This is a genomic window from Stenotrophomonas sp. YJH_SMC_119 (assembly GCF_059368315.1).
In genome coordinates this window covers 77,902-90,232 of the sequence record NZ_JCAFRP010000015.1, presented here as the reverse complement: position 1 = coordinate 90,232, position 12,331 = coordinate 77,902, and the positions used below count along the sequence as shown (strand labels likewise).

13 protein-coding genes are annotated in these 12,331 nt (G+C 66.9%); 6 read left to right on the top strand and 7 right to left on the bottom strand.

What is annotated here, in order from left to right; genetic code table 11:
- From AC5P6S_RS18505 to AC5P6S_RS18495, 3 genes are all read left to right on the top strand, one after another.
- Positions 1 to 1,164, top strand: coding sequence for a COX15/CtaA family protein (locus tag AC5P6S_RS18505; RefSeq protein ID WP_005407797.1), 1,164 nt, complete (start codon positions 1 to 3; stop codon positions 1,162 to 1,164).
- Between the two features lie 4 nt (positions 1,165 to 1,168).
- Positions 1,169 to 2,062 (top strand): heme o synthase, encoded by an 894-nt coding sequence (gene cyoE / locus AC5P6S_RS18500; protein WP_005407798.1) that lies wholly within the window; start codon positions 1,169 to 1,171, stop codon positions 2,060 to 2,062.
- Positions 2,063 to 2,209: 147 nt separating this feature from the next.
- The gene (locus tag AC5P6S_RS18495) at positions 2,210 to 3,016 is read left to right on the top strand and encodes a calcium-binding protein (protein ID WP_065183831.1); all 807 of its coding nucleotides are present in this window, start codon (positions 2,210 to 2,212) and stop codon (positions 3,014 to 3,016) included.
- Between the two features lie 116 nt (positions 3,017 to 3,132).
- On the opposite strand, the gene AC5P6S_RS18490 is transcribed toward AC5P6S_RS18495, so the two are convergent.
- From AC5P6S_RS18490 to rpsU, 6 genes are all read right to left on the bottom strand, one after another.
- Complete coding sequence (locus tag AC5P6S_RS18490; protein WP_043035496.1) at positions 3,133 to 4,104, bottom strand: bile acid:sodium symporter family protein; 972 nt, start codon at positions 4,102 to 4,104, stop codon at positions 3,133 to 3,135.
- 31 nt (positions 4,105 to 4,135) lie between these two features.
- Positions 4,136 to 4,636, bottom strand: coding sequence for a protein tyrosine phosphatase family protein (locus tag AC5P6S_RS18485; RefSeq protein WP_076739838.1), 501 nt, complete (start codon positions 4,634 to 4,636; stop codon positions 4,136 to 4,138).
- A gap of 28 nt (positions 4,637 to 4,664) precedes the next feature.
- Complete coding sequence (gene dnaG / locus AC5P6S_RS18480; RefSeq protein ID WP_033833640.1) at positions 4,665 to 6,404, bottom strand: DNA primase; 1,740 nt, start codon at positions 6,402 to 6,404, stop codon at positions 4,665 to 4,667.
- A gap of 61 nt (positions 6,405 to 6,465) precedes the next feature.
- Positions 6,466 to 7,386: a YihY/virulence factor BrkB family protein gene (locus AC5P6S_RS18475; protein ID WP_012478940.1), complete on the bottom strand. Its 921-nt coding sequence runs from the start codon at positions 7,384 to 7,386 to the stop codon at positions 6,466 to 6,468.
- Between the two features lie 105 nt (positions 7,387 to 7,491).
- Positions 7,492 to 7,935: a GatB/YqeY domain-containing protein gene (locus tag AC5P6S_RS18470; protein ID WP_005412032.1), complete on the bottom strand. Its 444-nt coding sequence runs from the start codon at positions 7,933 to 7,935 to the stop codon at positions 7,492 to 7,494.
- A 134-nt stretch (positions 7,936 to 8,069) separates the two neighbouring features.
- Positions 8,070 to 8,285 (bottom strand): 30S ribosomal protein S21, encoded by a 216-nt coding sequence (gene rpsU, locus AC5P6S_RS18465; protein ID WP_002808376.1) that lies wholly within the window; start codon positions 8,283 to 8,285, stop codon positions 8,070 to 8,072.
- A gap of 166 nt (positions 8,286 to 8,451) precedes the next feature.
- Between rpsU and tsaD the strand changes: the two genes are divergently transcribed.
- Positions 8,452 to 9,477, top strand: a complete 1,026-nt coding sequence (gene tsaD, locus AC5P6S_RS18460; RefSeq protein WP_012478942.1) for a tRNA (adenosine(37)-N6)-threonylcarbamoyltransferase complex transferase subunit TsaD — start codon at positions 8,452 to 8,454, stop codon at positions 9,475 to 9,477.
- A 33-nt stretch (positions 9,478 to 9,510) separates the two neighbouring features.
- Here tsaD and AC5P6S_RS18455 read toward each other — a convergent pair whose 3' ends face one another.
- Entirely contained in the window at positions 9,511 to 10,176 is a 666-nt protein-coding gene (locus AC5P6S_RS18455) for a hypothetical protein (protein WP_032965532.1), read from the bottom strand.
- A gap of 357 nt (positions 10,177 to 10,533) precedes the next feature.
- On the opposite strand from AC5P6S_RS18455, the gene folB reads away from it, so the two are divergent.
- Both folB and AC5P6S_RS18445 read left to right on the top strand, forming a co-directional pair.
- Positions 10,534 to 10,887, top strand: a complete 354-nt coding sequence (gene folB, locus AC5P6S_RS18450; RefSeq protein ID WP_005407807.1) for a dihydroneopterin aldolase — start codon at positions 10,534 to 10,536, stop codon at positions 10,885 to 10,887.
- Between the two features lie 91 nt (positions 10,888 to 10,978).
- Positions 10,979 to 12,250 carry a mechanosensitive ion channel family protein gene (locus tag AC5P6S_RS18445; RefSeq protein WP_005407808.1) on the top strand — a complete coding sequence of 424 codons (1,272 nt, stop codon included), beginning with the start codon at positions 10,979 to 10,981 and terminating at the stop codon, positions 12,248 to 12,250.
- The last annotated feature ends 81 nt before the right edge of the window (positions 12,251 to 12,331 follow it).

The window sequence follows — 12,331 nt, the reverse complement described above, 5'->3', positions numbered from 1 at the left end:
ATGAGCCTTTCCGCGCGTCCGGCGCTGCACCGCAATTTCCACCGCCTGGCGTGGTTCGCCATGATCATGACCGCGAGCACGATCATGTTCGGCGCCTTCGTGCGCCTGTCCGATGCCGGCCTGAGCTGCCCGGACTGGCCGACCTGCTATGGCCAGGCCACCTGGCCGCAGCACGTGGAAGAGACCATCGGCCACCCGGCGGCGGAGATCCGCCCGCTGGAGACCCACAAGGCCTGGCGTGAACAGGTGCACCGCTTCCTGGCCGGCGCACTGGGCATCGAGATCCTGACCCTGGCGCTGCTGGCCACGCGCAAGCGGCGATTCGGAAGCACGGCGGTGGTGACCGCCTGCGTGCTGGTGGCCGCCGGCATACCGCTGTACATGATGGGCTGGCATGGCACCGCCAGTACCTTGGCTCTGATCGGCGAGGCGATCCTGCTGATCGCCGCGCTGCGCTGGAGCAACATCGACCTGGCGCGCGCTGCACTGCTGACCCTGGCCGTGGTGATCTTCCAGGCCCTGCTGGGCATGTGGACGGTGACCCTGCTGCTCAAGCCCATCGTGGTGATGGGGCACCTGCTGGGCGGCATGCTGATGTTCGCGCTGCTGGTCTGGATGGCCTGGCGCGCCACGCACATGCCGATCACCCTGGCCGAAGCACCGAAGCTGAAGTGGGTGCTGCGCATCGGCGTGGCGGTGCTGGTCACCCAGATCGCATTGGGCGGCTGGGTCAGTGCCAACTACGCGGCGCTGGCCTGCGGCGGCGGCAGCGCCTCGCTGGACAACTTCCCGCGCTGTGCCAACCAGTGGTGGCCGCAGCACAACTTCGTCGAAGGCTTCACCCTGTGGCGCGGCATCGGCGTGGATTACGAAGGCGGCGTGCTGGATGGCGCCTCGCGTATCGCCATCCAGATGGCGCACCGGCTGTTCGCGGTGGTGGTGGCCGTCTACCTGCTGTGGCTGGGCGTGCGCCTGTTCCGCCTGCCGAGCATGCGTGGCTGGGCCAGCGCGCTGATCGCGCTGCTGGTGCTGCAGGTCACCCTCGGCATCCTCAACGTGAAGCTGGCGCTGCCGCTGGAAGTGGCGGTGGCCCACAACGGCGTGGCCGTTGCCCTGTTGTTCGTGCTGGTCAGCCTGCTGGCCCGCCTGCGCGCCCCGGACTGATTCCATGTTTTCCAATTACCGCCAGTACTGGGACCTGACCAAGCCCAAGGTCGTTGCCCTGATCGTCTTCACCGCCCTGGTCGGCATGGTCCTGGCCATTCCGGGCGTGCCGAGCTGGGAGCAGGTGCGCGCCGGCGTGCTCGGTTTCCTCGGCATCTGGCTGGCGGCCTCGGCCGCGGCAGCCATCAACCAGCTGCTGGACGCACACATCGATGCGCAGATGGCGCGCACCTCGTGGCGTCCGCTGGTGGTGGGCAAGGTCAAGCCGTGGCAGGTGCTGGTGTTTGCCGGTGTGCTGATCGTGCTGTCGATGACCATCCTGGTGCTGTGGGTGAACCTGATCACCGCCGTGCTGACCTTCGCCTCGCTGATCGGCTACGCGGTGATCTACACCGTGTACCTCAAGCGTGCGACCTCGCAGAACATCGTCATCGGTGGCCTGGCCGGCGCGATGCCGCCGATGCTGGGCTGGGCGGCGGTGACCGGCATGCAGGGCTCGTCGGACTGGGCGTACTCGTCGCTGCTGGTGCTGATCATCTTCATCTGGACCCCGCCGCACTTCTGGGCGCTGGCGATCTTCCGCCGCGAGGATTACGCCAAGGCAGAGATCCCGATGCTGCCGGTGACCCACGGCGTGGTGCATACCCGCAAGCAGATCATGGTGTATTCGGTGGTGCTGGCGCTGGTCTGCCTGCTGCCGTACCTGGTGGGCATGAGCGGTGCGTTCTACCTGGGCGGCGCGATCGTGCTCAACGCGGTGTTCCTCTGGTATGCCTGGCGCATGCTCAACCCGCCGGACGAATTGTTCTCGATGAAGATGTTCTATTACTCCATCGTGTACCTGATGGCGCTGTTCGCCTTCCTGCTGGTGGACCACTGGATCCTGCCCTGGTTGTGAGGGGCTGCCCTTTTGTAGAGTCGAGCCACGCTCGACTCAGGCCCGGTCTGATGGCGGGAGCATCCACGCACGGCGTGGATCTACTTGAACCGCGGTTGCTGCGTCGCCATTGCTGTTCCTGACCGCAAAGGAAAGGAAGGCGCAGGGATGCATTCGATCTTCCGTTGGACCACCGCGCTGCTGCTGGCGCTGGGTGTGGCCCTCACCGCGCATGCCGATGACACCGCCGCGCAGATCCGCCAGCATGCCGGTGAGCACCGCCTGCTGGTACTGGGCGAATTCCATGGCACCCGCGAGACCCCGTTGCTGGTACGCCAGCTGGTGGACGACTACAGCCGCAACGGCCCGGTCCTGCTGGCGCTGGAACTGCCACGCGCCGAGAACCCTGTGCTGCGCGACTATCTGGAATCCGATGGCGGGGTCAGGGCGCGCCGGCACCTGCACGGCCGCGCGTTCTGGACCGTGCGCGATGACCAGCATGATGGTCGCCGCAGCCGCGACATGCTGGCGATGATCGAAGGCCTGCGTGTGCTGAAGACGCAGGGGCGCGTGATCGAAGTGGTTGGCTATGACGTCAATGCCAGCAGTGGCGGCAACCAGGCGCGCGATGACTTCATGGCAGCCGAATTGCGACGGCTCTATCGAGGGTTGCCAGACAATGCACGCATGCTGGTGCTGACTGGCAATGTCCACGCCATGCTGCGGCGGCCGGAAGGTATGCCGCCGGAAATGCAGAGGCAGCCGATGGCCTCCCAGCTGCGGGACCTGGATATCTACAGCGTGCGGTTGGGTGCGCTGCGTGGCCAGGCGTGGGCGTGCGCGGACCGTTGCATGGCGCGGCCACTTCCAGAGCAGGTGGCCCCGCGGCTGCGGGGCGATACCCATGCGGAACGGGCGTACGACCTGTGGGTGTGGATGCCGGAGCTGAGCGTCGGCACGCTCGTGGATCCGTAGCGTCAGGCAACCCATCCACGCATGGCGTGGATCTACTGGTGGTTCACGCCATCCGTGGTTTGGAGTAGACCCACGCCATGCGTGGATGGTCTACCCGGAACAACCCGCGCGCCCTGTCAGGGCGTGCGCCGCGCATAGCGCTGCGCGATCACGCCGCAGACGATCAATTGGATCTGGTGGTAGATCATCACCGGCAGCACGATCGCGCCCAGGCTGCCGCCGGCGAACAGCACCTTGGCGATCGGCACGCCGGTGGCCAGGCTCTTCTTCGAGCCGCAGAACACGATGGCGATCTCGTCCTCGCGGTTGAAGCGCAGCCGGCGGGCGATGAAGGTGATCAGCGGCATGGCGATGCCGAGCAGCACGGCAGCCACCACGGCCACGGCCAGCAACGAGAGCAGCGGTGTCTTGCTCCACAACCCTTCGGTCACCGCTTCGCCGAACGCCGAATACACCACCAGCAGGATCGTGCCCTGGTCGGTGTAGCGCAGCAGCGCGCGCTGCTTCTCCACCCAGCCGGCAATCCACGGCCGCAGCAGGTGGCCGGCCACGAACGGCACCAGCAGCTGCAGCATGATGCCGCCGATCGCGTGCAGTGGGTCATGCACGCCGCCGGAGGTGCCGGCCAGCGCGGTCAGCAGCAGTGGGGTCAGGAACACGCCGAGGATGCTCGACAGCGAGGCGCTGCACACCGCTGCCGGCACGTTGCCGCGGGCCATCGAGGTGAACGCGATGGACGACTGCACGGTGGACGGCAGGGTGCACAGGAACAGCACGCCCAGGTACAGCTCCGGAGTCAGCAGCCAGCCCGACAGTGGCTTGAACATCAGCCCCAGCAGCGGGAACAGGAGGAAGGTGCAGGCCAGGATGGTCAGGTGCAGCCGCCAGTGCAGCATGCCGCCGATGATCGACTCGCGCGGCAGGCGCGCGCCATGCAGGAAGAACAGCGCGGCGATGGCGACGGTGGTGACATCGTCGAGCACGATGGCGGCGGCGCCCTTCATCGGCAGCAGCGAGGCCAGGCCGACGGTGCACAGCAGGGCGAGGGTGAAGTTGTCCGGTCGCAGGCGCGACCACCAGCGGGTCATGGTGGGCAGAGTCCTTGGTGCGGAGGGTGGTTCAGGGCGAGGTGACCGGTGTGGCCAGGCGCTGGCGGGTGGCGGCTTCCAGCGACTTCAGGCCGGCGCGCTGGCCGAGCTGAAGCGCCTGCTCCGGGCTGGCATGCTCATAGCGGGCATTGACCAGGCCGAGCACGGCACCGGCGCGGTTGCCGGAGGCGCAGTGCAGCAGCACCGGCCCCTGGCTCTGCTGCAGGGCCTGGTGCACGGCGCGCACATTGGCCGCGTCCAGGCCCTCGGCGCCGGCCACCGGAATGCGCACATAGCGCAGGCCCAGCGATTCGGCCGCGTGGATTTCATCGAAGCCCCGGTCCTCGCCAGGCTGGCGCAGGTCGATCACCGTGCGCACGCCCTGCGCGGCCAGGGCCTGCAGCTGTGCGGCGCTGGGCTGGCCGCCGGCATACAGGCCAGAGCGGACTTCGTTGAGGGGCGTGTCTTCGGCCAGGGCCGTCAGTGACAGGCAGAGTGACAACAACAGCAGGCAGGTCAGGCGCAGCAGCATGGTCCTCTCTCCGTGAAACGTTCTGCTGCTACAGGCGCAGCCCGGCGCGGGCCTTCAGCAGCTCGCGCAGTTCGTATTTGTCAGTATCGTCCAGACCCTGCTGGCGCTGCTTTGCCAACAACTCCTCCAGACGTTGCACCAGCAGCTGTTTCTCCAGCTGGGCCACTGCGTCGTGCAGTTCCTGGGTCCAGCTGGCTTCGGTGCCGGGCAGCGTCTGTGCGGCCAATGTATGCAGCGAGGCCTGTTCCTCGCGGCCGTCGAAGTGTTCCAGCAGGGCGCCGGTGCTGATGTCCGGGCGCTGTTCGACCAGCCCCAGCAGCTCCAGAAGCAGTTCCACACCGGGCAGGCGCAGGCCCTGGAAGTGATGCTTGCCGCCCAGGGTCAGCGCCAGCGAGGGTTGCTGCAGCAGCACGGCGATCGCGCCGCGCACCAGGCTGCGCCTGGCCACCGGCTGGATCGTGCGCGAAGGCTGGCGTTGCGGCATCGGCGTGCGTGCAGCCTGGGCGTTGCCGCCGAGCCCGGTCAGCTGCGCCAGCTGCTGCTTCATCAGGTCGCCGAAGGCACCGTCGGGAATCTGCGCCAGCATCGGCTTTGCGCGCTCGGCCAGGCGTGCCTTGCCATCGAGCGTGCCCAGGTTGATCTCGCGGGTCAGTTCGTCGAAGAAGAACTGCGACAGCGGCGTGGCCTGCTTCAGGCGCTCGTTGAAGGCCTCGGCGCCTTCCTTGCGCACGATGGTGTCCGGGTCCTCGCCATCGGGCAGGAACAGGAAGAAGGCCTGGCGGCCATCCTTCATGCGCGGCAGCACCGACTCCAGCGCCTTCCAGCCGGCGCGGCGGCCGGCGGCGTCGCCGTCGAAGCAGAAGAACACGTCCGGCGCGTTGCGGAACAGCAGCTCGGCATGGTCCGGCGTGGTTGCGGTACCCAGTGTTGCCACCGCCTGGGTGACACCGAACTGGAACAGCGAGACCACGTCCATGTAGCCCTCGACCACGATCAACCGCTCGATCTTCTGGTTGGCCTGGCGCACCTGCCACAGGCCGTACAGTTCGCGGCCCTTGTGGAACAGCGCGGTTTCGGGCGAGTTGAGGTACTTGGGGCCGTCGTCCTTCTCGAACACGCGGCCGCCGAAGGCGATCACCCGGCCGCGACGATCGAAGATCGGGAACATCACCCGGTCGCGGAACTTGTCGTAGACATGGCCGCGATCGTTCTTGGAGAACAGGCCGGCGCGGTCGAGCAGCTTCATGCGCCGCTCGTCCTTGCCCAGTGCATCGCGCAGGCCGCTGTACCCATCCGGCGCATAGCCGATCTGGAAGCGCGCGCGGTTCTCTTCGTCCACGCCACGCCCATCAAGGTAACTGCGTGCCTTGTCGCTGCCTTCCAGGTTCTTCTGGAAGAACCGGGCAGCGGCATCCAGTGCCGAATACAGCTCGCGGCTGTCGTCCTGCTGCTGGGGGCTGCGCGGGTTCTCGTTGCGCGGTACTTCCATGCCCGCGCGCTTGGCCAGCTCATCCACCGCGTCGAGGAACTCGAGGCGGTCGTAGTTCATCAGGAAGCTGATCGCGGTGCCGTGCGCGCCGCAGCCGAAGCAGTGATAGAACTGCTTGGTGGGCGAGACCGTGAACGACGCCGAGCGCTCGTCATGGAACGGGCAGCGGGCGGCGTACTCCTTGCCCTGGCGCTTCAACGGCACGCGGCTGCCCACCACCTCGACGATGTCGGTGCGGGCGAGCAGGTCGTCGATGAAAGCGTCGGGGATACGGGCCATGGGCAACAGGGCAGGGCGCGGTGCAGGACCACGCGACGGAACCGGGGGCGGTCGGCCTAGTTTACCCCCTGTCGGGCACCTGGCTGGCGGTTGCCGGATCAATGCCGGCTGCGGCCAGGTGATGACGCGCGCGCAGGCGCTCATCGATCACCGCCGTCATCAGGGCACCAACGAAGAACACGACGGTGGCGTAGTAGATCCAGACCAGCGAGATCACCAGCGCGCCCATCGAACCGTAGGCACTGCCGGGGGCCACGGTGGCGATGTAGACGCCGATGCCGTACCGGCCCAGTGCGAACAGTGCCGAGGTGATGACGCCGCCGATGAAGGCCTGGCGCCACGCCACGCGACGGTCGGGCAGGTAGTGGTACATGAAGGCGAAGCCGACTGCGTACAGCAGCAGGCTCGTGACGTACCCCAGCGCGGGCAGGATCGAGGGCAGTTGCGCGAAGGCCACCTGCAGCACCGTGGTGGCGGTCATCGACAGGATCAGCAGGAAGCCCAGCGCCAGCACCACGCCGAACGAGAACACGCGCTTGCGCAGCCAGGCCTTGAGGCCTTCCAGGCGCTCGCCGCTGGTGCGGAAGATCAGGTTCAGTGCGTTCTGCAGCTGGGCGAACACGGCGGTGGCGCCGACGAACAGCAGCAGCGTGCTCCACACACCCGCCAGCGAGCCGACATCCGGCTGGTTGTCGGCGTTCTTCAGAACGGTTTCGGCCACGGTGGCCGCGCTGCTGCCGGCCACCGAGCTGATCTGGTCGATCAGTGCCTGCTGGGCCGGTGGGTACAGCGAGGCGGTCAGCCACAGCAGCAGCACCAGCAACGGTGCCATCGACAGCAGGGCGTAGAAGGAGACGGAAGCTGCCTGGGTCAGCACGTCGACGTCGACGAAGCGCTTGGCCACCGCCATCGGGAAGCTGTCCTGCAGGCGCTTGATGTACTTGCGCAGTGACACGGGAACGTTGGGCTCGGGTTCAACCATGTGTGCGGTTGTAGCAGGCGACCGACGAAGGTGCGGTGAAGCGGGTGCATCAATGGGGTCAGAGCCCTTCCGTGTCGCGGAAGGGATCCGACCGCAAGTGCTGGATTACGCCAGCAGCTGCTTGACCAGCTTGGAGACCAGGCCCATGTCGGCCTGGCCGGCGAGCTTGGGCTTCAGTGCGCCCATCAGCTTGCCCATGTCGGCCGGGCCGGAGGCGCCGGTTTCGGCGATGGCGGCCTGGATGGCGGCCACGATCTCGGCTTCGCCCATCTTGGCCGGCAGGTAGGCTTCGATGACCACGATCTCGGCGCGCTCGATCTCGGCCAGGTCTTCGCGGTTGGCGGCTTCGTACTGGCTGACCGAGTCCTTGCGCTGCTTGACCATCTTGTCGAGCACGGCGATCACGGCGGTGTCGTCCAGTTCGATGCGCTCGTCCACTTCGCGCTGCTTGATGGCGGCATTGATCAGGCGGATCACGCCCAGCTTGTGCTTCTCGCCCGCCTTCATGGCGGCCTTCATGTCTTCGGTGAGCTGCTGCTTCATGCTCATGAGGAACCTCGTGGTGGTAGGTGGGGCGGGGGCGGATGCCCGAACCCGGAAACGCAAAAAGCCGGCGACGCTCGCGCGTGCCGGCTTCGGCTCCATCGCGACAGGCAGGCCCGCCGCAATGAAGATGCGTCCGATCAGTACAGGCGCTGACGCTTGGTGACGTCGCGCGACGAGCGGCGCAGCTGACGCTTCACAGCAGCGGCGGCCTTGCGCTTGCGCTCCTGGGTCGGCTTTTCGTAGAACTCGCGCTTGCGGGTTTCGGCCAGCACACCGGCCTTTTCGCAAGTGCGCTTGAAGCGGCGAAGAGCAAACTCGAAGGGCTCGTTCTCGCGGACTTTGACGCTGGGCATGGAATCTCCGGGACACAGTAGAACCGGGTCACGCCCGGCGAGCCGCACATTATAGCGGCGAATAGACAAACTGCAAGCGGCCAACCCTGAATACGGGCCGGAAGTTCGAAAGCAGTGAGATCTGCACATCCCCCGAGGGGGCGGCAGGGGCGTCATAATAGCAGGCATGCGAGTCCTTGGCATCGAATCTTCCTGTGATGAGACCGGCGTGGCGGTGTATGACACCGGCCTGTCCGGCAGCGCGGCCCTGCGCGCCCATGCGGTCTACAGCCAGATCGCCCTGCACGCCGAATACGGGGGTGTGGTGCCAGAGCTGGCCAGCCGCGACCACGTCCGCAAGCTGCTGCCGCTGGTGCGCCAGACCCTGGCCGAAGCCGGTCTGGGGGTAGGCGATATCGATGGCGTGGCTTATACGGCCGGTCCCGGCCTGGTCGGCGCGCTGCTGGTGGGCGCGGGCGTGGCGCGTTCGCTGGCCTGGGCGCTGGAGGTACCAGCCGTGGGCGTACACCATATGGAAGGCCACCTGCTGGCCCCGCTGATGGAAGACGACCCGCCGGAAGCGCCGTTCGTGGCACTGCTGGTGTCCGGTGGCCATACCCAGCTGGTGGCGGTGGATGCGATTGGCCAGTACCGCCTGCTGGGCGAAACCCTGGATGATGCGGCCGGCGAGGCCTTCGACAAGACCGCCAAGCTGATGGGGCTGCCGTACCCGGGCGGCCCGCAGCTGGCCAGGCTGGCCGAGCAGGGCACGCCGGGCGCGTACCGCTTCGCGCGGCCGATGACCGACCGCCCGGGGCTGGATTTCAGCTTCTCCGGCCTGAAGACCCAGGTCCTGATGGCCTGGCGCGACAGCGACCAGAGCGAGCAGACCCGTGCCGACATCGCCCGGGGCTTTGAAGATGCGGTGGTCGAGACCCTGTCGATCAAGTGCGAGCGCGCGCTGGAAGCGGCGGGGACCAACGTGATCGTGGTGGCCGGCGGCGTCGGCGCCAACAAGCGCCTGCGCGCCCGCCTGCAGCAGATGGCCGAGCGCCTCGGCGGCCGCGCCTGCTTCCCGCGGCCGGCACTGTGCACCGACAACGGGGCGATGATTGCCTTCGCCGGCGCGCTGCGCCTGCAGGCCGGCCAGTACAGCCCGCCGAAAGTGGATGTGACCCCGCGCTGGGACATGGCGACCCTGCCGGCGGTGTGAACCGGTAGCGTCGGGCGACGGCCGGCGGACGCATTACCGATGCACTGCCAACGGCGACGCCGCCAGCACGGTTGTCGCCCGCTCATGGCGCTGCAGCCAGCCCAGTGTGTGTGGGCAGCGGGCATGGATCAGCCGCCCGATCGCGGCCAGGTCGGCGCCGATGTCGCGCTCGAGGATGGGCTCGTGATGGGCGATGCGGTTGCGCAGGTGGCGGATGCGTCCGATATCCGCATGGATGGCTTTCCTGACGGCACTGGGATGAGCAGAGGGAGCATGCTGCAGAACCCTGCTGAGTGCGGGTATCCAAAGCGTGGAGTCGAAGCGACAGGTAAAGAGTTGCTGCCAGAACACCATCGGCAGGTTGGCGACGATCCCAGGTGTATCGGTTACGCGGCTGGCAAGTTGTTCCAGTACCGTGCGCGGAGAAGTACTGGATGAGGTTGGCAGCCTCCGTCGGAAGGCATTATTCCAGGGCCAACGCGGGCCATGCTGCCTGGCGAGCACAGCTGCAGCGGCGTTGCGGGTGACCACTTCGCACAGATGGACCGGCATCATCAGTGCACTGCACATCCGCATGTTCCACAGGTACAGGGATTCGGCTGTGACGTCGGGGCTGCAGCTCGATGCGATTCTCTCGTAAGTAGACAGACGCTCCGCTGACAACGCGCGCCGCAGTACATCGTATGGAGCCATCGTCATGTGCGGTGGTGAAGGAGGAATCGATGTTCGCGAGAGTGGGCGGCGGCGACCATCAGGGAACGTCCTTGTCCGCGCGGCTGATTTTCTGCGTTTTGCCTCGGACGAATACCTGACCTGTCCTGTCGGATTTGGCCTTGACCGGCGATCTGGTCCTTGCCTAATCTGCGTGCCTGCGCCACCGGGACTCGCGGCTGGATTTCAGCTCCCCCCGGGGACAAACGGTAGTACCAAAGGGCCCCGCTAGCAGGGCCCTTTGTTTTTTCCGGGCCGCCCCACGCCGGTGGCCCGCCGCCCGTTCCGGGCAGGCTCACCGCCGTGCCGGTACCATGGCCGCCTGTATTCGGGCTGGTAACCGCAATGGACAAGGTTTTCATCGAGGGGCTGACGATCGACGCCCTGATCGGCATCTACGATTGGGAGCGGCGGATCCGCCAGGACCTGGTGTTCGACCTGGAAATGGGCTTCGACAACCGTCGCCCCGCAGCCACCGATGACATCGCCCACACCCTGAACTACAAGGCGGTGAGCAAGCGCCTGGAACAGTTCGTGCGCGAGTCGGAGTTCGGCCTGGTCGAGACCCTGGCCGAGCGTTGCGCGCAGATCGTGCTGGACGAATTCGACGTGAAGTGGCTGCGCCTGAAGCTGAGCAAGCCGGGCGCGGTGCGCGGCGCGCGTGCGGTGGGCGTGATCATCGAACGCACGCGGGACTGACCCGGTCGCGCCGGCCATTGGCCGGCAACCCCGGTAGTGCCGGCCGCTGGCCGGCAACCTTGGCAACAACGAAACAGACAGGAGACAACCGATGGTGGACGCGGTGGTGGCGGTACAGTGGCTGGAACGGCTGCAGAACACACTGGAACCCTATCCTGGCGCCTACCTGGCGTTGATGATCTCGGCGCTGCTGATCGCCGCTGGCCTGGCCAACTGGGTGACCAAGCGCATCCTGCTGCGCGGGCTGCGACGCCTGCTCAGCCGCCTGCCGGGCGCTGATACCGGCCGCGGCAGCCACCTGATGCGGGTGATCTCGCGTCTGTCCAATGTGGTGCCCAGCCAGGTGATCGCCTCGGGCATCCGCATCGTGCCGGACCTGCCGCCGGGGCTGGTGAGCTTCATCATCGGCGCCTGCCAGGCGTGGGCGATCCTGACCGTGGTGCTGGCCATCTCGCATGCGCTGGATGCGGCCAATGATCTCTACGAGCGCCGCCCCGAGGCACGCAACAAGCCGATCAAGGGGTACCTGCAGGTCGCCAAGATCGTCATCTTCGTGATCGCCGGCCTGTCGATCGTTGCCACCCTGGCCGGCGTCGACCTCCGCTATCTGGTCACCGGTCTCGGCGCCGCCACCGCAGTGCTGATGCTGATCTTCCAGGACACCATCCTGTCGCTGGTGGCCAGCGTACAGATCAGTGGCGATGGTCGCGTGCGCATCGGTGACTGGATCGAGATGCCCAGCCAGAACGCCGACGGTGATGTGATCGACATCGCCCTGCACACCATCACCGTGCAGAACTTCGACAAGACCATCACCACCATCCCGACCAAGAAGCTGGTGACCGAGTCGTTCAAGAACTGGCGCGGCATGCAGGAGGCCGGTGGCCGCCGGATCAAGCGCGCGCTGTACCTGGACCAGCACAGCGTCGGCTTCCTGGATGAGGGCGACCTGGCCTTCCTCGGTGAATTCGCGCTGCTGCGCGACTACCTGCAGGCCAAGGAGCAGGAGCTGGGGCAGTGGAACGGGCGCCTGCGCGAGCAGGGCGTGGCCGAGGTCAACAGCCGCCGGGTGACCAACCTGGGTACCTTCCGGGCCTATGTGGAGCGCTACCTGCGCAGCCACCCGGGCATCCATACCGACATGACCCTGCTGGTACGCCAGCTGCAGCCGACCACCGAAGGCCTGCCGCTGGAGCTGTACTGCTTCACCCGCAGCACCGCCTGGGGCGAGTACGAGGCGGTGCAGTCGGACATTTTCGACCACCTGCTGGCGATCCTGCCGGCCTTCGGCCTGCGGGTGTTCCAGGCCTCCAGCGACGCCATGTTGATGGCCGGGCAGCGCCAGTTGGCCGGCTCGGAGTAAGCTGCGGTGCCCCCGGCGGGGCCATACGGACCCCGCTGGTGGCTGAAACTGAATGAACAAACCCCTCGCCAAATCGTCCGG